Here is a 23,849-nt window from a genome sequence, read left to right as displayed (position 1 = left end):
CGCGACCGCCGGGATCGCCGAAGAGACCGTCCGGACGCTCCGGCCCGGGCCTGGGCCCACCACATCGGAACGGAACTCGACGCCACCCCCTGAATCGGGCCACCGACAGGTCGGCGAAGCCACCCCGACGGGAGGTGCGGCATGCTCCACCAGGAGCCGGGGAGCGGGGCCGACCCGCCCAGGAGACCCCCAGGGCGGGCCGCCCTGCTCTGCGTGCTGTTGATCGCTGCCATCTGCGGTGCCGTGGCCGCCGGGAACCTGTGGTCGGCGGGCTCCAGGGCCGACCGTGAACTCGCCGTGCACCGGCACCAGGTGACCGCGACCACCACCGGGCCGGCCGAGGAGCCACCCGTCGCCACCCGGTACGGCTCCAAGCCGCAGGCCGTCGCGCCCGCCGTGTGGGAGCAGCCACACAACGTCCGCCGGTCCGGCAGTATCCACGTCCCGTCCCGGACACCGGAGGGACGCGCCGTGACGATCTGGGTGGACGACGCGGGGTCACCCGCCCGGCCTCCCGGCAGTGCCGCCGACCGCGCCCTGACCTCCTTGTCGGGCGGTGTGGCGGCGGCGGGCGTCACCGGCGTGACAGGCGCCGCGACGGTCCTGCTCGTACGGCGGCGGACCGAAGGCCACCGGCTCGCGGCCTGGGAACGCGAGTGGGAGCAGGTGGAGCCCGTATGGTCCGGCCGGCTCCGCCGGGGCAGCGATGCGGGGGACGATGATGACTGACCGTGTCGGCAGCCGCGCCGGCCCCGAGCGGACCCCTTCCTCCACCCGGGCGCTGCCCTTCGACCCCAGTGAACCGCTGCCCCGGCTGCGTCGTGAACTCGCCACGGGCCCGGATGGCCTCTCGGCCCGCGAGGCCGCCCGGCGCCTCGCCGTCCACGGACCGAACGAGGTACGGCGCAAGGTGCGCTCCTCCTTCGCGCGTGAGCTGGTCGGGCAGCTGGTCCACCCCTTGGCCTTGTTGCTGTGGGCCGCCGCAGCCCTCGCCTTCGTCGCGGACCTCGCGGTCCTCGGTTGGGCGATCCTCGCGGTCATCGCCGTCAACGCGGCTTTCGCCCTGCTCCAGGAGCGGCAGGCGGAGCGGGCGGTGGAGACACTCGCCCGCTATCTGCCCGAGCACGCCCTCGCCGTACGCGACGGGCAGCCCCACGTCCTGGAGGCCCGCGACCTCGTACCGGGCGACCTGATCCTCCTGGAGGAGGGCGACAAGGTACCCGCCGACGCGCACATCGCCGAGGGTGGTGTCGAGGTCGACCTGTCGATGCTCACGGGCGAGTCCGTGCCGGCCGAACGGATCGCCTCGGCCGGTGTCCTCGGCGCCCCGCTGCTCGAGGAGCCGAACCTCGTCTTCAGCGGGACGACCTGCGTCGAGGGTCAGGCCCGGGCCGTCGTGTTCGCCACCGGAAACCACACCGAACTCGGTCGGATCGCCGCACTCAGCCAGCGGACGCGGCGCGAGGCGAGCCCTCTGGAACGGCAGGTCAAGAGGGTCGCGTGGCTCATCGCCGGCGTCGCGACCGGCATGGGCGTCGTCTTCCTCGTCCTCGGGGTGGCGGTCGGACTCCCGGTCACCGACTCCCTGACGTTCGCCATCGGGCTCCTCGTCGCCAACGTCCCCGAGGGACTCCTTCCGACCATCACGCTGGCCCTGGCCGTCGGCGTCCGCGCCCTGGCCCGCCGGGGTGCCCTGGTCAAACGGCTCAGCGCCGTGGAGACCCTGGGTTCCACGAGCGTGATCTGCACGGACAAGACCGGCACGCTCACCCGCAACAGCATGCGTCTCAGGGCGCTGTGGACGGTCGACCACGGGTCGGAGCCGGGGCCCTGGGCGGAGGAGTTGGCGACGGCGGGCGCCCTGTGCACCACCGTCACGCGAGAAGCCGACGGCGAACTGCACGGCGACCCCACCGAGGCCGCCCTCGTCGCCGGCGCGGCCGACCACGGGGCTCCTCTGGACCTGGGCCGGCGCGACGCGGGACGCCGGGCGCTGTTCCGCTTCGATCCGCGACTGCGACTGATGTCGGTCGTGCAGGGCGGCGAGACATGGGGAGAGAAGCGGCCGGGCGGGGAGCGGTCGGGCGGGGAACCGCAGGGCCCCGCACGGATCGTGGTCAAGGGAGCGCCCGAGGCGGTGTTGGACCGCCTCCTGCCCGGAACCGCGGCGCGGTCGGCCGGCGCCGCGGCCGAGGAGCTGGCCCGGGACGGCATGCGAGTCCTGGCCGTCGCCGTCCGTGACCTGCCCAGTGGTGCGGAGCTGCCGTCACGTCGCCAGGACGCGGAGTCGGGGCTGACCCTGCTCGGGCTCGTCGGGCTGTACGACCCGCCACGCCCCGAGGTGGCGGAGGCCGTGCGCCGCTGCCACGAGGCCGGGATCCGGGTACACGTCGTCACGGGCGACAACGGCGCCACCGCCGCGGCCGTCGCGCGGGAGGTCGGCATCGGAGTACCCCGACTGCACGTGGTCGCGGCGTCGGAGTCGCTGGGCGACGATGAGCTGGACCGGCTCCTCGTGGAGGGCGACGACGAGATCGTCTTCGCCCGCTCCTCGCCCGAGACGAAGCTCAAGGTGGCCGACACGCTCCGCGAGCACGGCCGGATCGTCGCCATGACGGGTGACGGCGTCAACGACGCCCCCGCGCTGCACCGCGCCCACATCGGGGTCGCGATGGGACGCTCCGGCACCGACGTGGCCCGGGAGGCCGCGGCGATGGTGCTCACCGACGACGACTTCGCCACCATCGTGACCGCTGTCGAGTCGGGGCGCCGCGTCTACGACAACGTACGCAAGTTCATCGTCTACATCTTCGCCCACGCGACTCCGGAGATCCTTCCCTTCCTCGTCTTCGCGCTCTCCGCCGGCGCGGTACCGCTCCCCCTGACCGTGCTGCAGATCCTCGCCATCGACCTCGGCACCGAGACCCTGCCCGCCCTCGCTCTCGGCAGGGAACGCTCTGAGCCCGGCGTCATGCAGCGGCCTCCGCGGCCCCGGCACCAGGGCGTGATCTCCCGCGACATGCTCATACGGAGCTGGGGATACCTGGGGCTCACATCGGCGGCCCTCGTCATGGCGGGCTACTTCTACGTGCTGTGGCGCGCGGGCTGGCAGCCGGGAGACCCCACCGGCACCGGCAGCCCCTTGCATCACGCCTACGTGACAGCCACCACGGCCACCTTCGCCGGCATCGTCACCTGCCAGGTCGGCACGGCGTTCGCGGCCCGCACCGACCACGCGGCGCTGCGCGACATCGGAGTGCTCTCGAATCCGCTGCTGCTCGTCGGCATCGCCTTCGAACTCGCGTTCACGGCCGCCCTCGTCTACGCACCCCCGTTCCAGCACCTCTTCGGCACGGCCGCCCTTCCTCCGGACGTCGTCCTGCTCGTCGCGACGTTCCCGGTGCTGGTGTGGGGCACGGACGAGCTGCGGCGCGCCAGGCGGCGCCGTCAGCGGGCGTCGGCCGTCCCCGGTTCGTGACCGCCCTGGTCGAGGCGGAAGGGCGGGTAGGCGTCCGTCATGAGGCTCGCGTACGCGGCGACGCGCAGGACCCAGTGGTTCAGTCCGACGATGAGGAAGTCGAGGGCCGGTTCGAGCCCCGCCGCGACGAGGAATCCACGACCCCAGGGGAGGTCGCGGACGAAGAGACCGCAGCTGGCCGGAGCCTGCATGTCCTCCCGCAGTCACGAGAGCACCATCGTGACCTCGTACAGGTCGGTGCTGGTCACCGGGGACATGCGTCGAGCAAACGCGGCGGCCCCGAGAACCGCACCCGAACGGCCGGACACGGCTATGTCCGCCCATGGGCGGTGAGCTCGCACCGTACGTCCACCACGCCTTCGACGGCGCGGGCCAGGCGGGCTGCGAGCGGGATGAGCGCGCGGTCGCGGACCTCGCCGGACAGCGTCACGACTCCGGCGTCCACACGGACGTCGACCCTGCGCTGTGAGAGCGGGAAGAGGTGCTCGACGACGTCGCGGCGCACTTCGGCGGCGAGATCCTCGTCGGGGCGGAGGAACACCTTGAGGAGGTCGGACCGGCTCACGATGCCCTGGACGACGTCGCTCGCGTCGACGACCGGCAGTCGTTTGACGTGGTGGGAGGCCATGAGGCGGGCGGCCTGAGGCAGGGACGCCTCGGGAGTGACAGTGACTGCGGGCGCGGTCATCAGCTCCTCGGCCCGGCGAGAACCGGCCTTGGCCGTGGCGTCGAGCCGTCGCATCTGCTCGACGAGGCCGAGGCGGTGGTCGTGGAACTCCTCCTTGAGGAGCAGATCGGCCTCGGAGACCACCCCGACGACGCGGCCCTCGCCTTCGACGACCGGAACGGCCGTCACCTTCCACCGCTCCATGGCGGCGACGATCTCCTTGAACCCGGCTCCGGGCTGGACGGCGACCACCTTCCTGGTCATCACGTCGGCGACGGTGAACGGGTGCGTTGTCATCGCTCTTTCCTTGCCTGAGGGACCGAGGGGACCGGGTCAGCGGACCAGGACGGCCTCGCCGGAGCGGGGCACGACGGCCGTCCAGCCCAGTTCGCGGTCGATGCGGTCGCGCAGCGCCTCGGAGGCGGTCGGTTCGCCGTGGACGAGGTAGGTGGTGTGCGGGGGAGGGGCGGCGCGCAGCCAGTCCACGATCTGTCCCGCGTCGGCATGGGCCGAGAAGTGGGGCACGTCGGCGACCTCGGCGCGTACGGGCACGTACTCGCCGAACATCTTCAGCGTCCGGACCCCGTCCACGAGGTCCCGGGCCCGGGTCCCCGCCGCGGCGAAGCCGACCACGACCACGGCGTTGCGAGGATCGGGGAGAAGGCGGTGGAGGTGGTGCAGGACCCGGCCGCCGGTGGCCATCCCGGCCGAGGAGACGATCACGGCGGGCCCGTGCGTGCTGTTGATGTCGATGGACTCCTGCACCGTGCGCGCCGCGAGGAACGGTTCCGGGCTCAGCGCGCCCTCTCCCCGTGCGAGGATCTCGGGCCGCAGCTCGGCGGAGTGCTCGCGCACGGCGTCCTGGTAGACGTCCAGCGCGGCGAGGGCCATGGGGCTGTCCACGTACACGGGTACCGACCGAGGCAGGACGCCCGTGTCGCGCAGGCGGCCCAGTTCGTGCAGGACGACCTCGGTACGGTCGATCGCGAAGGCCGGGATGACGACGGTGCCGTTCCGTGCGAGGGCACGCGCGATGACGGAGGAGAACGCCGACCGGGCGTACTCCTGGTCGTGGTGCCGGTCGCCGTAGGTGGACTCCATGAGGAGCACGTCGGAGCCCGAGAACGGCTCCGGCGGCAGCAGCAGCGGGTGCCCCGGGCGGCCCAGGTCTCCGGAGGTGGCCAGGGTGTGGCCGTCCTCCAGTGTGAGGCGGGCCCATGCGGAGCCGAGGATGTGCCCGCCGTGGTGGAGCGTCAGCCGGGTGCCGGCCATGATCTCCACGTCCTCGCCGACGGCCACGGGGTCGAAGAAGGCCAGGGTCTTCTCGACGTCCGAATCGTCGTAGAGCGGCTTGGCCGGGCGGTGTTTGGACCAGCCGTGCGCGTTGGCGTGCCGGGCGGCCTCCATCTGGAGCCGGGCGCTGTCGCGCAGCACGATCCCGGCGAGCCGGGCGGTGTGGGCGCTGGTGAGGATCGGTCCCCGGAAGCCCTGCCGCACCAGGCGGGGCAGATAGCCGCAGTGGTCAAGGTGGGCATGGGTGACGACCACGGCGTCCACGTCCGCGGCGTCGCGGGCGAACCGCTCCCAGTTGCGGTGCCGCAGCTTCGCGAAACCCTGGAAGAGACCGCAGTCGAGGAGGATCCGCGCATGGTCGCTCTCGACCAGGAACTTGCTGCCGGTGACCGTTCCCACGCCACCGAGGAAACTGAGCAGGGCCGGCCGCGCGGGCGTGGGAGCGGTATTCGGGGCTGCCTCGGACATGGCCGTCCCTCCTTCGGAAGGTGAACCGGCTTCCAGCCTCGCATCGGGACCCGGACCGCCCCGAGAGTCCTTACGGGCACATCGGTGGCCCGACCGGCCCATGCATCGCCCCGACGAGTCGACGCCGTCACCATCTGCGGCACGGATCATCACATTCTGAAGACGCGGCGGCTTCGGCCTCGCCGTCGCTGCTCGGCGAACTGCCTGCGACCGTCTCGTACTGCCTGCGGGGCACCGGTCACGATTGGACGCGCAGCAGCCTCGTGCACGGCTGGGTGCCGGCCCGGCAGGAGGGCTCCGACGCCTGGCGCTCCTGCGAGGAGGCCCTGCTCGCCGACGCCGTCGACCTCCTCGGCGAGTCCGACGAGCATCTGGGCCTGGCTCTGCCGCCGGACGCGGCCGCCCAGCGTCACCACGCCGTCCAGGACGTGCACGTCCACGGCGTCCCCGGGCAGGTCCAGGACATCAGTGAGAACGTCCTCACGGATGCGCTGCCGTATCTCCGCGTCCGGACGGAGATAGACGCGGAGCAGATCGCGACGCGTCACGATGCCGACCATTCGTTCCTCCTCGTCGACCACGGGTAGGTGCTCGACCCCGCGACGCACCATCAGCCGTGCCGCCTCCGCCACCGTCTCCTCGGCCTGGACGGTGACGGCCGGTGTGGTCATCAGATCCCGTGCGGTCAGCTCGTCGCGGGCCAGGAGGTCGCTCTCGGAGACGACACCGATGACATGGTCGTCCTCGTCCACGACGGGCACTCCGCTGATGTCGTGTTCGGCCAGCGACTTCGCCACGTCCCGGAACGACGCGGCAGGGACGGTGGAGACCACGTCGTCGGTCATCAGAGCGCCGACCTTCATGTGTTTCATCACCGTGGCTCCTGTCCGAGGGTCCGGCCGGTGTGCTGTCCCGTGTCACCACCCTCCGCCGCACACTCGTGGTCGGCGAGGGCCGAATGGTCCGGCCTCAGGTCCGAACGGGCTCGCCGGTGCCGGTCCGCGCGAGGTCTCGCCCGAGTGGGACCTTCGGTCCCGGCATTGACCCCAGCGGCCCTCCGGCCGCTCGGAACCACCTGCCAGGGTGGAAGGAGTCCCCTTGGACCGCCTGAGGAGGAGCGATGGACGGAACCACAGCCCGTCCCGGCCTCGGCAGGGTCGTCGTCGGCGTCGACGGATCACCGTCGGCCTACACGGCGGTGGTGTGGGCGGCAGCGGAGGCGACGCTGCGGGGCAGCACCCTCTTCCTCGTCCATGGAGCAGAGACGGACCGACAGGCCCCGTTTCCGTCCGAGGCGGAGATCGGCAGGAGTCGGCTGGTGGGAAGAGAACTGCTCGACCGGACCGCCGAGACGATTGCGGATCGCCACCCGGAGCTGCCGGTCGTCAAGGAACTCACCGATGGCGGGGCACCGGACGGTCTTCGTCGCGCCGCCGCCCAGACGGGCACGATCGTCGTCGGACACCGGGGTCTCGGCGAGTTCACCTCTCTGCTGCTCGGTTCCGTCGGCCTTCAGGTCGCGGCCGGCGCCACCACACCCGTGGTCGTGGTGCGCGGTACCGCGGAGCCCGACAAGGCGGGTGTGGTTCTCGCTGCGGTGCGCGACGAGGCCGACGTGGGGTGCGTCCGCGCGGCGGCCCGCGAGGCCGTGCTGCGGAAGGTGCCTCTGCGGCTCCTGCACATCCGTGATGCCGGACGGTCCGCCCGCTCACGGGCTGCCTTGCACAACGGTGACGACGAGGTCGCCCACGACCCGGTCCGCGTACTGTCCTCGCTCGCGGACCGGGTCCGAGAGGAATTCCCGGGACTCACCGTGCACACCGAAGGTCGGCAGAGCCGAAGCGTGCCCGGGGCGCTCGTGGACGCGTCGCACCGCGCGGACCTTCTGGTCGTCGGGGGTCGGCGTTCGCCCGGATACCTCGGACCCACCATCGGCCGGACCACGCTCAGCCTGCTGCAGCACGCAAACTGCCCGGTGGAGCTCATCCCCCGGCAAGGGCCCGGACACGGGAGGACCTCATGACACGCACCATGGACCGCCGTGACATCGTCGTCGGTATCGACCCGGCCAGGAACTGGCACCTGGCCCTCGCCTGGGCCGTGGACGAGGCTCATCTGCGAGGAGTGGGACTGCGCCTGACGGTTGCCGTACCCCCGCAGCACGACACCCAGCATGTCGACGACACTCCTCGTCACGTGGCCCAGCGGCAGGCCGGCTCGGAAGCTCTGGGTACGGCACTCGCCTGGGCGCACGCCCGGCAGCCGGGCACCAGGACGACCTCCTCTCTCCTTGACGGGTTCCCGGCGGCAGCTCTGGCCGCTGTGTCGGACGAGGCCGGCATCATCGTGCTGGGATCCCGGCACCTCAGCCGTACCGAGGAGTTCCTGAGCGCCGGTTCCCTGGTCGTCCCGGTCACCGCGAAGGCACGCTGCCCGGTCGTCGTCGTCGGCGACGCGGAACACGTCACCCAGGAGACGCCCTATCTCGTCGTCGGTGTCGACGGCAGCGAGTCCTCTCGCGCCGCGCTGGCCTGGGCGTTCGAGGAAGCGGACCTCCGGCGCTGCGCCCTGCGTGCCATCGCCGTCTGGCAGCCCCCCGTCTTCAGCCTGCATAGTGGTGACACGCCGTTCCACACCGAACGCCGCCTGCTCTCGGAGACCACCGCGGGCTGGGCGGAGAAGTACCCCGACGTCCGGCTCACACACGAGGTCCTCATCGGCTCGCCCGTCGAGAACCTCGCGGACGCCGCCGAGCACGCACTGGCCGTCGTCGTCGGCCGCAGGGGCCGGGGCGGGTACAGCGGGATGCGCGTCGGCTCCGTCGTCCACGGGCTGCTCCACCGCGCCCACTGCCCGGTGATCACCGTCCCTGTGAGGTGAGCGGGCCATGACCGCGTCGCAGGCGGACCGGGCCCCCGCCCCGGTGCGGGACACCACGGGACTCAGTGAGGCGGAGGCCGCCCGTCGGCTGGCCCGCACGGGCCCCAACGAGGTCACCGCGCGAAAGCCCGTACGGCTCCACGACAGGATCCTGGCCCAGCTGACCGACCCGCTGATCATGGTGCTTCTCGGGGCCGTCGCACTGACCCTCGCGATCGGTGACCACCCCGACGCGATCGTCATCGGGACGGTCGTCCTCGTGAACACGACCGTCGGTGTGGCACAGGAGATCAGGGCCGACAACGCCGTCGCCGCTCTCTCGGACCTCACCGCGCCGCACGCGCGCGTGCGGCGCGACGGCACGGTCCTCGACCTCCCGGCGGCATCGATCGTCCCCGGTGACGTCCTCCTGGTCGGTGAGGGCGACATCGTCGCCGCCGACGCCGAACTCGCCGAGGCATCCGCGGTCCTGGTGGACGAGTCCATGCTCACGGGGGAGTCCGTGTCCGTGGAGAAGGAGCCCGGTGCGAGGCTGAGCGCGGGCACGGTCGTCGTCCGCGGCCGAGGCGTGGCCGTGGTCTCGGCGACCGGTGCATCCAGCGCGCTCGGCCGTATCGCTGCTCTCCTCGACGAACGCCGCGAGCCGACCCCGCTACAGCGCCGGCTCGCCGCCCTCGGGCGCATCCTCGCGGCCGTGACGCTCGCCCTGTGCGTCCTGGTCTTCGCCCTCGGCCTGGTGCGGGGGCTCCCGCTGGGCACGATGGCGGTCACCGCCATCAGCCTGGCCGTGGCGGCGGTCCCCGAATCCCTTCCCGCCGTCGTCACCCTGGCCCTGGCGCTAGGAGCCCGCCGCATGGCCGCCCGGCACGCTTTGGTGCGGCGGCTGCCCGCGGTCGAGACGCTCGGCTCGGTGTCCGTCCTCGCCACCGACAAGACCGGCACCCTGACGGAGGGCCGCATGGTTGTCCAGCGCCTCTGGACACCGCGGGTGACCGCCGAGCTCTCGGGGGTGGGGTACGAACCCGAGGGCACTGCCCTTGTCGCCGGGCGACCGGCGCAGGCGGACGAGCTCGAACCGCTGACGGAGCTGCTGACCGTGACCGCCCTGTGCAACGACGCCACGCTGCGCCCACCGGACGACGGAGCGTCCGACAGCCGTTGGACAGCCCTTGGCGACCCCATGGAGGCCGCCCTGCTGGCGGCCGCTGCCAAGACGGGCTGCCCGGAGCAGACGGAACTGGCGGTGACCAGACCCCGCATCGGGGAAGCGCCGTTCGACAGCCTCCGCAGACGCATGACCACCCTCCACAAAGCCGATGAGGACCGGGTGCTCGTCTGTCTGAAAGGCGCTCCCGAAGCAGTCCTCACCCCCGAAGTCCTGCGAGATCCTCCCGACGTGCTCGCGGCGGCACACCAGGAGGCCGCGCGCCTGGCCGTCTGCGGATACCGCGTGCTCGCCGTCGCGTCGGGCGTGCGGAACGACCTCCCGACACCGGTCACCGAGGCGGAGTCGGGGCTCAGGCTCCTCGGCCTCGTCGCGCTCAGCGACCCGCCGAAGCCGCACGCTGCCGAGACCCTCGCCTCCTGCCGTGCGGCCGGGATCACGCCCGTCCTCATCACCGGGGACCATCCGGCGACCGCTCGGGCGGTGGCCTCCCGCGTCGCTCTCCTGGGCGACGGCGGCGAGACCGACGGCCGCGTCGCGACCGGGGCCGACGTGACCGCGGGGCGCGTGGCCGACCTGACCTCGGTGCAGGTCTTCGCCCGAACGGACCCCCAGCAGAAGCTGGACATCGTGGAGGCGTGGCGAGCCGGGGGAGCGGTGACCGCCATGACCGGCGACGGCGTCAACGACGGCCCTGCCCTGCACCGGGCCGACATCGGCGTCGCCATGGGCGCACGCGGCACGGAGGTCGCACGCCAGGCCGCCGACCTCGTCCTCACCGACGACGAGCTCTCCACGGTCGTGGCGGCCGTCGAGGAGGGAAGACGTGTCTACGACAACATCCGCCAGTTCCTCGTCTACGGGATGGCCGGCGGCGCGGCAGAGATCCTCGTGATGCTCATCGGGCCGCTGCTCGGGCTGCCGCTGCCCCTCCGCGCCGGCCAGATCCTGTGGATCAACCTCCTGACACACGGCCTCACCGGCGTCGCCATGGGCGCCGAACCCGCGTCCCCGGGAGCCATGCATCGCCCGCCGCGCCCACCTGACCAGCACATTCTCGGCGGTGGCGCCTGGCAGAGGCTGCTCCTGCTCGCGGCCGTCGTCACGGCGGCCTCCCTCGGCGCGGGCCTCGCCGCCCAGGCACTGGACCTGGCCTGGCAAAGCGTGCTCTTCCTCGCCCTGCTCGCCGCGCAGCTGGGCGTGGCCCTGGGACTGCGCACCCGACTTCTCACCCGGGAGAACCCGTTCCTCCCTCTGTCCGTCCTCGCCTCGGCCCTTCTGGCGGCGGCAGCACTGTACGTGCCGCTCCTGAACTCGATCCTGGAGACCGAGCCACTCGGCTGGGCGGGCGCCGGGATCGCCCTCGCATGCGCGCCCGCCGGATTCGTCGCGGCCCGCGCGGTACGGACCGCCTTCCATCCGGGGGGTCCGACAGGAACAGGCGGTTCATCCGGACTACCGTGAAAGTGCACGCCTCGGGTGCGGCCCGTGCGCTCGATACTGCCGGAGGTTCGATGGGCCGGGAAGACGGCAAGCCCGCGGGTACACGGCTGCCACGGCTGCGACTCGACGAGCTGCTCGACGAGGTCCAGGTGCGTATCGACGAGGTGCGCGGCACCAGGGACCGGCTCAACGGGCTGCTCGAAGCCGTCATGTCCGTGGGCCGTGAACTCGACCTGCCTCAGGTGCTGCGCGGCATCGTGGAGTCCGCTGTGACCCTGGTGGACGCCGAATACGGAGCCCTGGGCGTCATCGGTGACGACCGGAAGCTCTCGGAGTTCCTCCCCATCGGGATCGACGACGAACTTCGAGAGCGCATCGGCGCGCTGCCGTCCGGACACGGCATCCTCGGCGAACTGATCCGCAACCCCCAGCCGCTGCGCCTCGCCGAGCTGTCCGAGCACCCGGCCTCGTACGGCTTCCCCGCCCATCATCCGCCGATGCGCACGTTCCTGGGCGTCCCCATCCGGGTCCGCGACGAAGTGTTCGGAAACCTCTACCTCACGGAGAAGCGCGGAGAAGCCGAGTTCGACGCCGAGGACGAGGCCGTCGTGGCGACCCTGGCCGTCGCGGCCGGCATCGCGATCGAGAACGCCCGCCTCTACGAGGAGGGCCGGCTCAGGCAGCGGTGGCTGGCCGCGAATTCGGACCTGACCAGCGCGCTCCTGTCCGGCGCGGAGGAGCCCCAGGTCCTCGACGGGATGCTGGAACAGGCTGTGGACATCGCAGGCGCCGACATGGGGGTCTTCTATCTGGTGGGTGAAGGCGGTGAGCTGCGGGGCTCGCTGGCCTGTGGTGAGGGGGCCGACGCCCACCGGGGCGTTGTCCTTCCGAGCAGTGAAGGAACCCTGGTCGAGGCCGCCCTGGCGCAGGAGGGCCTCGTCACGGTCGTCGATGTCCAGAACGAACCGCGCATCACGGTGCAGCCCGAACGGTGGAAGGGGTTCGGACCTGCGGTGGCCGTCACGGTCGGCACCAAGGAGCGGCTGACCGGTGTGCTGATCCTCGCCAGGCGGCACGGGCGACACCTCTTCTCGGCTGCCGAGGTCGCCGCTCTTCCGGGATTCGCGGGGCAGGCGGCCCTGGCGCTCGAACTTGCGGACCGTCGGCGGGACGCGGAGCAGGTGAGCCTTCTGGAGGACCGTGACAGGATCGCCCGGGATCTCCACGATCTGGCGATCCAGCGCCTCTTCGCCACGGGGCTGACGCTGCAGAGTGCGCGGCGCTTCGTCGAGCATCCGGAGGCCGTGGACCGGCTGACCCGGGCGATCGACGACCTCGACTCCACCATCAAGATCATCCGATCGACCATCTTCGGCCTCCGTGAACACGACGCTCCGGGAACCGCCCCGAAGCTGCGAAGCCGCTTGGTCAAGGCCGTGGATACGGCGGCATCGACGCTCGGATTCACCCCGGCGCTGCGTATGGAAGGCCTGATCGACACCGACGTACCAACGGAAGCGGCCGAGGAGGTGCTCGCCGTCCTCGGAGAGGCCCTCACCAACGTGGCACGGCATGCCCGCGCCGGAAAGGCGGAGGTGTCCGTTGTGGCCGACGACGGCGTGCTGGCGGTGACGGTGAGCGACGACGGAGTGGGCATCCCGCACGGAGGCAGCCGCAGCGGGCTGCGCAACCTGTCCGAACGGGCTCAGCGGCTGGGCGGCACACTCGCGGTCCACGCTCGGGCGGCGCCGGGCGGCGGCACGGTCCTCGAGTGGCGGATCCCGCTCACGGCCGGGCAGGACGGGTGAGCTGCCTACGTGGCTTCGGCGTCGTGCTCCTGGACCTGCGCGGCGATGACGGCCGCCAGTACGCGGCGTTCCACGCCGAGCTTGCCGAGCAGCCGGGAGATGTGATTCTTGACGGTCTTCTCCGACAGATAGAGCCGCTTGGCGATCTGCCGGTCGGTGAGGCCCTCGCCGATGAGCTCGAGTACCGACCGCTCCCGGTCGGACAGCGCCGCGAGCCGCTCGTCCTCCGGCGGCTCCGCCGCCCCGGGGTCGCGCTGCGAGTGCATCAGCCGGGCCGTCGTGGCGGGGTCGAGCATCGACTGCCCGGTGGCCACCGTCCGCACCGCCGCCACCAGGTCCGACCCCTTGATCTGCTTCAGGACGTACCCGGAAGCCCCTGCCATGATCGCGTCGAGGAGAGCGTCCTCGTCGTCGAACGACGTCAGCATCAGGCACGCGACGTCAGGCATCCGTGACCGCAGCTCCCGGCACACCCAGATGCCGTCCATGTCAGGCAGGCGCACGTCGAGGACCGCCACGTCCGGCCGAAGGGCGGGGCCTCTGGCCAAGGCATGGTCGGCCGTCGCCGCCTCGCCGACCACTTCCATGTCGGGCTCGTCGTCGAGCAGGTCGCGGAGGCCCCGGCGTACGACTTCATGGTCGTCGACGAGGAATACCCGCGTGCGAGTGGTGCCTGCCGACAGATCGGACTTGGCGACCCCTGCGATCGGTGGGTTCGTACCCGCCCCCACAAGGATGGTCCGTGGTCAAGACGTCGCTGACGGTGTCATGCGAGGCGGGCACGACGTTCTCCAGGAGCTGCGCGAGGGTCTACAGGCCGCTGCCGTGTGGTGCGTAGAGATCGAGCAGTCGCGTCCGGGCGGAGACGAGGCGACGGGCGAGGGTCTGCCCGACGAGGTGCCCGAGAGCGGAGCCGAGGACCGGATCGGCGACCATCAACCTGCGCACGGCCCCGGCGTCGAACTCGTACGCCCGCACCCGCGTCATGGCCTCCGCCCCGGAGTGCCAGCGATACGGGGTGTACAGCCATGACCATCCGAGCAGCTCACCCGCGTTCACGGTGTCGATCACCGCCGATCGCGTGCCAGGTACCGAGACGTCCAACGTCACGGTGCCCGTCCGAAGGATCCAGAAGCGCTGGGCGGGATCGCCTTCTTCGAACAGCCGCGTGCCTTCGGGGAGGTCCACAGGGCGGCCGCATGTCATCAGCCGGTCAAGTTGTTCGGCGGACAGGGCTGACGTGAGCCGAGGGGAAGGGAGAGGACTCATCGGGGACCTCCTCGTCGGTGTCCGCCTCCAGTTTCCGCTCCCCGCCAGGGGGAGCGGGAGGGCCGTATGGCCCTCTCCCCATTGCCGACCGCGCCCTCGCCGTCGGGGGCGCACAGGTCGAACACGGCTTCGCCCACCTGGGGAACCGGCGGATCCACACCGAATTCCGCACCCGTCCAGCTCACGCCATCCGCCCTGTCCGCCCTGTCCGCCCTGCTTGTCCTGACCGATCTGGCAGTGGGCGGGAGGCGGACGGCTGTATCAGCCTCCCTTCAGGTCCTTCGTGCAGGTGACGTCGGCGGGTCCGGAAGCCACCAGAACTCCTGCTCGGGCAGTATCAGGAGCCCTGAAAGCATGGCGCCGCAGCGCTTCACCGAGCCTGGCTGCTTCCGCGGCAGCCCGGTGGGGCCCTTGAAGAGGGCGTGCTGATCCGTGCTCCGATCGAGCCATGGGGGATCAGGTGCTCATCCAGGCGGTAGGGCCATGATGTTGGCGGCGCCGGCGGTCGCGCTCAGCCCCTCCCCTGTGATGGCGATCGTCCTGTTCCTGTCCGGGGCGCAGGGCCGCCGAACGGCCTGCTGTTCACCGCCGGGTGGATCACCGGCCTGGCGATCACGGCGACGCTTGTCGCGGTTCTCTTCGGCGCGGCCGACGACCCCGGGAGCGCGTCATCGGCGAACGCAGACTGGGGCCGGGTGGTTGCCGGAGGAGCTCTCATCGTCCTGGGGGTACGTAAGTGGTTGAAGAGCCCGCGCACGGGTGAGCAGGCAGAGCCACCACGCTCGATGCGTCGCTCGACGACGCCACGGCCGGCGGGGCGTTGCACCTTGGTGCGCTGCTGTCGGGCGCCAATCCCAAGAACCTCGCCCTGACTGCATCGGCCGCAGCCTCCATCGTCGAGGCAGGCGCCCACGACGTCGGCCCCGCCGTGGCAGGCGCCGTACTCGTGCTCGTCGCCTCCTGCACCGTGCGGGGAGCCGTCCGTCTGCGTCTCACCGGAGGGCGGCGCTCCGCGACGTTCTTGGACAGCGTCAGACAGTCCATGGTCACGAACAGCATCGTGATCGCGGTGCTCGTGCTGCTTCTTCTGTGCGCAGACATCCTGGGTCACGGGCTTTCCGGTCTTTGCCGCTGAGACTTCTCCGCGACCGCCGTCGAAGTCCGGGACCTGTCCTCCTGCCACTGCTCGGGTATGTCACAGGCCGACGAATCAGCGGCGAGTGGTCGGGTCACGCGTGATGCGGCCCGGGTGGTTCCTCCAGGACGCTCCAGGCGATCTGCCCCAGCAGGTCGGTCAATCGCTGGAAGACTGCGGGGCGAGCTCGCGTGGTGGGTGGCGAGCAGCCGTGCGACGGACCGCAGTACGTCGTCGACAGCCGCGCCCTTCTGTACGAGCAGCGACAGGCGGCGCTCGGTCGGCACGCGGCGCATCACCACGTGAGGCTCGGACGCCTCCGTGTCCGGGGCCCGGAACTCGCCTCGTGGACAAAGCCAGGCCGGCCTTTTCAGCTACAGCTTTACGTCGAGACGTACGAGGGCGCAGATCTCCACGAGTTGGTCCGGCAGGGCCAAGTCGGAAACGCCCATGACCGTGCTGGTGGGCCGGTGCTCCCCGAAGTATTCGGCGTGGAGGCGTGCTGTCGCGTCGAAGTTCTCGCGCAGGTTCCTCACCAGAACCGTGGTCTCCACTATCTGGCTACGCCCGGCCCCGAACTGCCTCAGCACCAAGTCCAGATTCTCCAGCGTGGTGCGGACCTGCAGCTCGAAGTCGCCGGTACCCACGAAGTTGCCATGAGGGTCATGCGACAGCTGCCCCGACACGTAAACCGTGTCACCGACCTGGGTGGCCTGGCTGTACCCGTACAACGACTCCCACGGCATGCCGAACCCGAATGCCTTCACCTGAGAACTCATGACTCACTCTCTTGATAAAGCGCGTGGGGCGCAAGTGCAGGCAGGCCCCTTGCGTGAAGAAGTTACGGGTCCAAACAAGCGATGCTTGTCTGGTAGCGCCGCCCGAGTGTTCTCTGCACGCACAAGATTGGCTGCAGTGGGCTCCCCAAGCGCCGGTGTGAAGAGTGGAACCATCGCGCCGACGACAAAGGCTCTGCCTCCTCACCGCACCCGTCGGCCAGCCCGCCTCAGAATGAAAGGGCCCCATGCAGCCCTCTCGCGCGGCACAGCGTCCTCCCGCCCCCACTGTCCCGGCAAGGGCGTGGCATCCGGGTCCTTACCAGGCCGCCGCGATCCACCGCCCCGCCCAGTCAACGGCAACATGCGCCCCTAGGAACGCCGGTCCATGCTGCTCGCAGCGGCCCGACAGCGCCTTCCGGGCCCAGAACCGGTAAACAACGCGCAAGCGCCACGGAGGACCCATGCTCACCTACCCGCCCGAGCTCACTACCCACTGCAACCAGTGCAGCACCTCCATCAGCGGACCCGACATCGCCTGCAACCTCACCTGGGACATCCCCTCCGGACACCTCGAACCCCTGCTGCTCCGCCGGATTTTCTGGTGCGCCGCCTGTCATCAGAGCGCTCTCTGTCAGTGCGATGAGTAGCGCCATCACCCCACCAGACTCTGACGGTCTTCCCCGCGGGGTCGCCGGAGGGTACTCCCGCCGCGGGACCATCCCCGCGGGCGCGGGGAGCGGTCGCTGTCCTCGAAGACGATCGAGAAGAGGACGGGAACATCGAGGAGACTGGGCATGCGGGCGGCGTCTCCGCCGTCGCCCCGGTGCAGCGCCAGATGCCCCTCCACCGCCCGCGAGCGAACGACCCTCCAGGACAGTTCCCGGCGCGCGACCCCCTGCCGCCGCTCTGGGCATCGACATCCCCAGAGATGCTCCACGTCCATCACGGTGAGCGCCCATCCGTGCGCAGCCTGTACGACCTCCCGAGAGCCGAGCATCAGCAGCCCTTCGTCGGCCGCAGACCGTGTGTCGGCGGCGTCGACCGAGGTCGAAGAGGTGGCGTAGGTGTGGCGGGGGGAGGGGGGCCGGCCAGGAGGAGCGGGATGGGGCCTCGGTGTGCGTTGAGGAGGGTGGAGTCAGCGGCGTCACCCCCACCCCCTACTGCGTCGACCACGGGCGCATGGTCGAGCCGGTCATGGAATGGCACCCGGCCGACTGCGTCCGCTGCACCACCCTCCGCCACGCCCGCTGAGACCGAACGCCGAAGGGGTGGCTCTGTGTACGAATTCCTCGTGAACAGAGCCACCCTGGCAGATGCCGGGGCCCACGGGTGTCGGTTTTTCGTCGTGTTGCTGGGGTGGGCCTACTTCGGCTCAGGTGTGTGGTGGCCTCGGGTGAGGGTGGTGAAGCAGGTGAGTGCGAGTGCTGCTATGAGGGTCCGGATGAGGGCCATGGGGACGGCGCTGCTGGTGAGGCCGGCCAGGGGAGAGACGAGGGCGCCGATGAGGAAGCTGGAGGAGCCCAGGAGGGCGGAGGCGGCTCCGGCAGCGTGTGCAGTGCGGTTCATGGCCAGGGCGTTGGCGTTGCCGATGAGCAGACCGAGGCTGGAGGCGAGGACGAACAGCACCGCGCAGACGGCCGGGAGACCAGGGTGTCCGAGGAGGCCGGTTGCGAGGGCGAGCATCGCAAGGCTCGCCAGCAGCAGGCCGAGTCCGGCGGTGACGATGGTGTGGACGGGCAAGCGGCGGACCAGGATGCGGCCGTTGAGCTGGCCGGTGGCGATCCTGCCGGCGGCGATCAGGCAGCCGGTGAAGACGCGGTCGGCAAGCAGGCTCCCCATCTGTGCCACGCCCATGCCCCGGGTGTGGCGCGCGGCTCCGGCGGCGCACCGGACCTGATCGCCGTCGACACCACGGGCGCCCTGTACGTCTATCCGGGTGACGGCCGGGGCGGGGTCACCTCGAGCCACTACCAGCTCGGCAACGGCGGCTTGCTCGGCGCCTCGGTCAGCCACCGGGGCGACTGGACGGCGACAGCCACGAGGACGTCGTCGCCCGGTCGGCACCCAACTGCCCGTGTACCCGGCGGCATGGACGGTCGGCTGAGGCCCCCGGTCGCCCTGGGGTCGGTGGCGGCCGACGCACAGGTGGTCAACGTCGGCGACATGACCGGCGACGGTCGTACGGACGCGGTCGGCGCGGCGGAGAACAAGCTGTGGCTGTACGAGAACAACCTGGCAGCGACCGGAGCCCCCGCCGTGAAGGCCGCCCGTGAGATCGGCAACGGCGGCTGGGACCCGATGACCCTCACCGCCCCCGGCGACGTCAGCGGCGACAACCTACCCGACCTCCTTGCGCTGGACACCCGGGACGGTGTCCTGTACCTCTACCGTGGCCGCGCCGACGGCACGTTCGGCAACCGCACCACCTACGGCACCAACTACACGACTGCCAACCGCCCGCTGATCGCAGGCAGCGCCGACGCCGACCGTGACGGCACCGCCGACATGTGGACGACCACCGCAGACGGCACCGGCACCCTGCGGTTCTACAAGGGCGGAACGTCCGGCACGACCCCGGTCGACGGCCCGAGCACTGTGGTCGGTGCCAGCGGCTGGAACACCATCACCACCATGAGCTGACCCAGAGCCTCCGCCTCCACCCGTCCGTCGCCCTCACCGTCCGGCAACGGCTCCGAACCATGCGGAACCGTTACCGGACACAGGCGTACACGCTCGTCTCCGCACTCAAACCGCCCGATCTTCCGCATCGATATCACAAAAGGTCACCGCCGAGCAGTAGAGGAGGCCGTCGGCGCCGAGACATTCGTCGTCTCCCTTGAGCCTGCTCCCCGCGCCCGCGGGGGATGGTCCCGACGTCTGGAAGAACGCACCGGTGTCGCAGGTCTGCTCTCCGCACGCGCGGGGATGGTCCCGGCCGCTACCCGGCCCCCGACACTGGCGCATTGTGTCGCGAAGTCTGCGCCGCGGTGCCCCTGTCCCTGCCCGGCCGCGCGGCCTGCATCGCCCTGTCCCTGCCCGCCCACCGCCACGCACAGCTCCTGAAGACAGCCCACGCCCTCAGCCAACACTCCGCCGGCCTCCTCCTGGCCGACACCGCCCACAGCAGCCCCACCACTCGACCTGCCCAGCCCAACACGACTGCCTGGCAGACCGACGGCACTACCGCCATCGCTCTGCCCTGACAGGCACTGCATACAACTGGAGCGGCCCGGAACCGCCTCCTCCCTGCGCCCGCAGGGACGGTCCCGTCACGGGCGACGCTTTACTCCAGCCTCGGAGTCCTGCTCCCCGCGCTGGGGGATTGCCCCCGGCGACCCCGTTGCGGCTGCTGCTCTGTGCTTCAGCTGGGAAGGCGCGATGAGCGTTTTGTCTGTTTCGGTGAAAGTGGTGTGGTGCGGCCCTGGGGCGCCGTAGAGTCGCAGGTCACGCAGTCTGCTCCCCGCACGCGCGGGGATGGTCCCCTTGGCGTCGGTGCGGTCGTCCAGCTCGAAGCCTGCTCCCCGCACGCGCGGGGATGGTCCCCACGCCAACGAGTGAACCCCACCCCGTACTTCCTGCTCCCCGCACGCGCGGGGATGGTCCCCTCGCACGCGGGGGTGCGCACCTGGTCCGCCACTGCTCCCCGCACGCGCGGGGATGGTCCCTTCGTCGCCGGGATCACCCTGCTGACCGAGCACTGCTCCCCGCACGCGCGGGGATGGTCCCCACGATCTGTCCGAGCTTCCCGACGACCTGAACTGCTCCCCGCACGCGCGGGGATGGTCCCCACTGGCCCCACTTCTCCTGGCCGACCGTGTACTGCTCCCCGCACGCGCGGGGATGGTCCCGCACGCCATGCCTCTTCCTCCATCACCTTCCGCTGCTCCCCGCACGCGCGGGGATGGTCCCATCCACGTTGCGCGCCGCTCGGCCGCGTCGATCTGCTCCCCGCACGCGCGGGGATGGTCCCGACTGGATGTTGCCGATGACGTCGTTGAACGCCTGCTCCCCGCACGCGCGGGGATGGTCCCGTGTAGCCCCTCGGCGTGTTCGCAGGCATATCCTGCTCCCCGCACGCGCGGGGATGGTCCCCGACGAAACCGGGGGCGGTGGCCGCAGGGTCGCTGCTCCCCGCACGCGCGGGGATGGTCCCTCGGCCGACCCGTCGCGCTTGATGCTCCATCCCTGCTCCCCGCACGCGCGGGGATGGTCCCGCGCGCTCGCCGTACTGGCGCCCGGACTGGCACTGCTCCCCGCACGCGCGGGGATGGTCCCTGGATCATCGAGTTCCCGCACAGGTGGAACTGCTGCTCCCCGCACGCGCGGGGATGATCCCCACACGCTCTTCGAGCTCGTCGAGGCGGCGCTCTGCTCCCCGCACGCGCGGGGATGGTCCCACCCATGGCCGAGACCGAGAAGCACGAGCCCGCTGCTCCCCGCACGCGCGGGGATGGTCCCGCGGACCGGACCAGTTCGAACGGGGAATGGGTCTGCTCCCCGCACGCGCGGGGATGGTCCCACCGAGACCGACTCGGCCGACCTTCCCGTTCACTGCTCCCCGCACGCGCGGGGATGGTCCCCACCCACGCCTCGTTCTCCTGGATCCCGCCCGCTGCTCCCCGCACGCGCGGGGATGGTCCCCCGCCGGCCGACAACGAAGCCACCATGGACGGCTGCTCCCCGCACGCGCGGGGATGGTCCCTTCTGGCCGCCGCGGCACTCCGCACTGGAGAACTGCTCCCCGCACGCGCGGGGATGGTCCCAGCAGCCGGCCGACGATCGTGCGCAAGGCGCGCTGCTCCCCGCACGCGCGGGGATGGTCCCCTGAGGTTGCCGGGGGTCGCTGTGTGGGGGCTCTGCTCCCCGCACGCGCGGGGATGGTCCCTACTCCTTCGCCTACGTCCTCGGCGCCAGCGTCTGCTCCCCGCACGCGCGGGGATGGTCCCGCCCCCGCCGCCCGGGTCGAGACCCCCGGCGGCTGCTCCCCGCACGCGCGGGGATGGTCCCATCACCCGCGCCGCGGACCTCACGATGGTCGGCTGCTCCCCGCACGCGCGGGGATGGTCCCGAGTGGGAGACGATCTTGTCCGACTAGAGGTGCTGCTCCCCGCACGCGCGGGGATGGTCCCGGGTCGGTCGAGCTGCGCGGCACCGTCGAGAAGCTGCTCCCCGCACGCGCGGGGATGGTCCCAGCGAAGAGCTCGCCCGCAAAGTGTCCGTAGTCTGCTCCCCGCACGCGCGGGGATGGTCCCCCCTTCGCGCCGCCCTGGCGCCAGGGATTTCACTGCTCCCCGCACGCGCGGGGATGGTCCCGAAGGAGGCGGCGCGCTTGGTGACGGTGTCGACTGCTCCCCGCACGCGCGGGGATGGTCCCGTCTCCGTCGCCGCGGCCCTCACCACGGCCACCTGCTCCCCGCACGCGCGGGGATGGTCCCCCCTTCGTCTCAGACTCACCAGCGGGCCGAATCTGCTCCCCGCACGCGCGGGGATGGTCCCGGCTTTCGACTGCACACCGGGCTTCACCGCGTCTGCTCCCCGCACGCGCGGGGATGGTCCCTGCAGGGACTGCCCGTTGGTCAGCGTGATCGACTGCTCCCCGCACGCGCGGGGATGGTCCCCGCCTGGGCGGCCTGGACCACGGCGAGGATCTCTGCTCCCCGCACGCGCGGGGATGGTCCCGAGAAGGGCGTCAACGTCATCCGGCCCGTGCCCTGCTCCCCGCACGCGCGGGGATGGTCCCCGGCAGGCCCTGGTCGCCGTCTTCAGCGAACTCTGCTTCCCGCACGCGCGGGGATGGCCCCGCATGGGCAGGGTGGTAGCGGTGGCGGCCGGACTGCTCCTCGCACGCGCGGGGATGGTCCCTACTACGCCGCGGACTCCACGGGCATCTACCGCTGCTCCCCGCACGCGCGGGGATGGTCCCGAGCAGACGACCATGGGCCGCAAGACCCTGGTCTGCTCCCCGCACGCGCGGGGATGGTCCCGAGGGCATGGTGAAGACGACCGCCACCGTGATCTGCTCCCCGCACGCGCGGGGATGGTCTCCCGAAGAAACTCCAGACCGGAGATCTGTCCGCTTGCTCCCCGCGCCCATGGGGATGGTCCCGTGCTGGGCATCGCCCGGAACATCGCCGACTCCTGCTTCCCGCTCCGGCGGGGATGGTCCCACCGTCGGCCGCCCCCAGCAGGGCGAGGGCAACTGCTCCCCGCACGCGCGGGGATGGTCCCGGCCTGCTCGATTCCGAGTACACCCTCGACGGCTGCTCCCCGCACGCGCGGGGATGGTCCCCGGTACCAGACCGGCACGTCCAGGGGCGCCGTCTGCTCCCCGCACGCGCGGGGATGGTCCCACGGACTTGGTGCAGTTCGGTCCCTTCTCCGACTGCTCCCCGCACGCGCGGGGATGGTCCCAGATCCACCTGCCGGGACAGCGGACGGTTCGACTGCTCCCCGCATGCGCGGGGATGGTCCCATCCCGAACCGCAGGCTGGCCGCGTCTGGGCGCTGCTCCTCGGATGCGGGGGGCCTGGTACCGCCCCCGCTGTGCCGGTGGCGCTCTGGTTTTGCGGATTTGATAAGCGGCCTTGTGGTTGGGGTGGTGAGTTGCTTCCGTGTGGGCTGGCCGACTGTGTCTTGTCGGCCCTATCCCCGGCGTGGCGGGGAGCATGGTGGGTTCTTTCTGGGTGGTGGGGCCATCCCCGTGGGTTTGGGGAGCGGTGTGGGCGTCCGTGGGGCTTAACGGCTTGCTCGTGGTCGAGGTTATGCCGGCAAGGCCGGAGGATCTCCCTCTTTCTGTGTGGTGTTCCTTGATTGGGCGTGTCTTCTGGCTCCCCCTGCCGTTGAGTGAGCTGGCTGTCCACGGTGGACGAGACGGGGTGAACGTGGAGCAGTGTCGAATCCGGTTTCGGTGGCGGGTCGCCGTGGCGGCTGAGGGGTTTGGTCCTCAATTACGTCGGGACGGTTGCTTGGCACCGAGTCGGGCTGTTGGGCTCGCCGTTGTCTTGCCTGCTCTGCGTTCCGTTCTGCTGGACGTAGCGGAGTAGGGGCTGGACTTGACCTGTGTCATTTCGGCAACGGCTTGTGTACGCACATCTCAGGGGGAAGTTCTGCATGGCTCATTCGAACCGGCCGTTGGTGTGCGTCGTTGCTCCTGGTGTCGGCGGTCTGGCCCTGGCTTTGACAGGTGCCCCTTGGTGGCTTGCCGGACTTGCTTTTGCCTGCCTGGCGCTCGGTGTCATCCTCGCCGGCCTTCAATCGGTCTTCCCGCAGGACTCCGAGCACCGACTCGCATGGTGGCGCTCCCGCTGGAGCCGGCCGGTGCGCCGTCGATAGCCCGATGGGTCGGTTTCGGGGCTCTCGCTCTCCTGCGGTTGGGGGTAGTTCCTTCATGCTCGGCGTCCCCTCTCGCGTGGTGGGCCCGCACGCTACCCGCAAGTAGGGCCTGGGTGGAAATTTTCCTATGAT

16 protein-coding genes, 2 pseudogenes and 1 CRISPR repeat array are annotated in these 23,849 nt (G+C 71.1%); of the genes and pseudogenes, 10 read left to right on the top strand and 8 right to left on the bottom strand.

Translation table 11 applies throughout. The features are described 5' to 3' along the window. The first annotated feature begins 141 nt into the window (after window positions 1-141). The gene (locus ACZ60W_RS23030; protein WP_469757222.1) at window positions 142-729 is read left to right on the top strand and encodes an Rv1733c family protein; all 588 of its coding nucleotides are present in this window, start codon (window positions 142-144) and stop codon (window positions 727-729) included. Then, on the top strand, window positions 722-3,478 hold the full coding sequence (locus ACZ60W_RS23025) for a cation-translocating P-type ATPase (RefSeq protein ID WP_469757221.1): 2,757 nt from the start codon (window positions 722-724) through the stop codon (window positions 3,476-3,478). The genes ACZ60W_RS23030 and ACZ60W_RS23025 overlap by 8 nt, the downstream gene beginning before the upstream one ends. Here ACZ60W_RS23025 and ACZ60W_RS23020 read toward each other — a convergent pair. The 4 genes and pseudogenes from ACZ60W_RS23020 to ACZ60W_RS23005 form a co-directional block, all read right to left on the bottom strand. Next, window positions 3,448-3,573: pseudogene (locus tag ACZ60W_RS23020) on the bottom strand (DUF4389 domain-containing protein); the annotation flags it as partial. The gene ACZ60W_RS23025 and the pseudogene ACZ60W_RS23020 overlap by 31 nt on opposite strands. Window positions 3,574-3,788: 215 nt before the next feature. Then, a complete protein-coding gene (locus tag ACZ60W_RS23015; RefSeq protein WP_469757220.1) occupies window positions 3,789-4,442 on the bottom strand; it encodes a CBS domain-containing protein in 654 nt (217 codons plus the stop codon). A gap of 36 nt (window positions 4,443-4,478) precedes the next feature. After that, window positions 4,479-5,837: an MBL fold metallo-hydrolase RNA specificity domain-containing protein gene (locus ACZ60W_RS23010; protein ID WP_469757219.1), complete on the bottom strand. Its 1,359-nt coding sequence runs from the start codon at window positions 5,835-5,837 to the stop codon at window positions 4,479-4,481. Window positions 5,838-6,055: 218 nt separating this feature from the next. After that, complete coding sequence (locus ACZ60W_RS23005) at window positions 6,056-6,778, bottom strand: CBS domain-containing protein (RefSeq protein ID WP_469757218.1); 723 nt, start codon at window positions 6,776-6,778, stop codon at window positions 6,056-6,058. A gap of 248 nt (window positions 6,779-7,026) precedes the next feature. Between ACZ60W_RS23005 and ACZ60W_RS23000 the strand changes: the two genes are divergently transcribed. From ACZ60W_RS23000 to ACZ60W_RS22985, 4 genes are read left to right on the top strand one after another with little or no spacing between them, the layout of a single operon-like run. Then, a complete protein-coding gene (locus ACZ60W_RS23000) occupies window positions 7,027-7,929 on the top strand; it encodes a universal stress protein (RefSeq protein WP_469757217.1) in 903 nt (300 codons plus the stop codon). Continuing rightward, a complete protein-coding gene (locus ACZ60W_RS22995; protein ID WP_469757216.1) occupies window positions 7,926-8,786 on the top strand; it encodes a universal stress protein in 861 nt (286 codons plus the stop codon). Before ACZ60W_RS23000 ends, ACZ60W_RS22995 begins: the two co-directional genes overlap by 4 nt. 7 nt (window positions 8,787-8,793) lie before the next feature. Further along, window positions 8,794-11,415: a cation-translocating P-type ATPase gene (locus ACZ60W_RS22990; RefSeq protein ID WP_469757215.1), complete on the top strand. Its 2,622-nt coding sequence runs from the start codon at window positions 8,794-8,796 to the stop codon at window positions 11,413-11,415. A 50-nt stretch (window positions 11,416-11,465) separates the two neighbouring features. Then, window positions 11,466-13,202 (top strand): sensor histidine kinase, encoded by a 1,737-nt coding sequence (locus ACZ60W_RS22985; RefSeq protein ID WP_469757214.1) that lies wholly within the window; start codon window positions 11,466-11,468, stop codon window positions 13,200-13,202. A gap of 5 nt (window positions 13,203-13,207) precedes the next feature. On the opposite strand, the gene ACZ60W_RS22980 is transcribed toward ACZ60W_RS22985, so the two are convergent. Together ACZ60W_RS22980 and ACZ60W_RS22975 are read right to left on the bottom strand one after the other, a co-directional pair. Then, complete coding sequence (locus ACZ60W_RS22980) at window positions 13,208-13,885, bottom strand: response regulator (RefSeq protein ID WP_469757255.1); 678 nt, start codon at window positions 13,883-13,885, stop codon at window positions 13,208-13,210. Window positions 13,886-14,012: 127 nt separating this feature from the next. After that, window positions 14,013-14,471 carry a Crp/Fnr family transcriptional regulator gene (locus ACZ60W_RS22975; RefSeq protein ID WP_469757213.1) on the bottom strand — a complete coding sequence of 153 codons (459 nt, stop codon included), beginning with the start codon at window positions 14,469-14,471 and terminating at the stop codon, window positions 14,013-14,015. A gap of 575 nt (window positions 14,472-15,046) precedes the next feature. Here ACZ60W_RS22975 and ACZ60W_RS22970 point away from each other — a divergent pair. Then, window positions 15,047-15,606 (top strand): annotated as a pseudogene (locus tag ACZ60W_RS22970) (GAP family protein). A 374-nt stretch (window positions 15,607-15,980) separates the two neighbouring features. Here the strand turns inward: ACZ60W_RS22970 and ACZ60W_RS22965 are convergent. Beyond that, window positions 15,981-16,385, bottom strand: coding sequence for a RidA family protein (locus ACZ60W_RS22965; protein WP_469757212.1), 405 nt, complete (start codon window positions 16,383-16,385; stop codon window positions 15,981-15,983). A 1,113-nt stretch (window positions 16,386-17,498) separates the two neighbouring features. Between ACZ60W_RS22965 and ACZ60W_RS22960 the strand changes: the two genes are divergently transcribed. Beyond that, a complete protein-coding gene (locus tag ACZ60W_RS22960) occupies window positions 17,499-17,636 on the top strand; it encodes a hypothetical protein (protein WP_469757211.1) in 138 nt (45 codons plus the stop codon). Window positions 17,637-17,747: 111 nt separating this feature from the next. Here the strand turns inward: ACZ60W_RS22960 and ACZ60W_RS22955 are convergent, their stop codons facing one another. Next, window positions 17,748-18,239: an MFS transporter gene (locus ACZ60W_RS22955; protein WP_469757210.1), complete on the bottom strand. Its 492-nt coding sequence runs from the start codon at window positions 18,237-18,239 to the stop codon at window positions 17,748-17,750. 9 nt (window positions 18,240-18,248) lie between these two features. Between ACZ60W_RS22955 and ACZ60W_RS22950 the strand changes: the two genes are divergently transcribed. Both ACZ60W_RS22950 and ACZ60W_RS22945 read left to right on the top strand, forming a co-directional pair. Next, on the top strand, window positions 18,249-19,025 hold the full coding sequence (locus ACZ60W_RS22950) for an FG-GAP repeat domain-containing protein (protein WP_469757209.1): 777 nt from the start codon (window positions 18,249-18,251) through the stop codon (window positions 19,023-19,025). 323 nt (window positions 19,026-19,348) lie between these two features. Further along, window positions 19,349-19,588, top strand: coding sequence for a hypothetical protein (locus ACZ60W_RS22945; RefSeq protein ID WP_469757208.1), 240 nt, complete (start codon window positions 19,349-19,351; stop codon window positions 19,586-19,588). A 250-nt stretch (window positions 19,589-19,838) separates the two neighbouring features. Then, window positions 19,839-22,857: a CRISPR direct-repeat array (repeat unit 29 nt; unit sequence CTGCTCCCCGCACGCGCGGGGATGGTCCC). Window positions 22,858-23,849 lie beyond the last annotated feature (992 nt).

The sequence above is a fragment of the Streptomyces sp. NPDC104202 genome (genome assembly GCF_055584185.1).
This window is presented reverse-complemented; position numbering and strand designations above follow the sequence as displayed.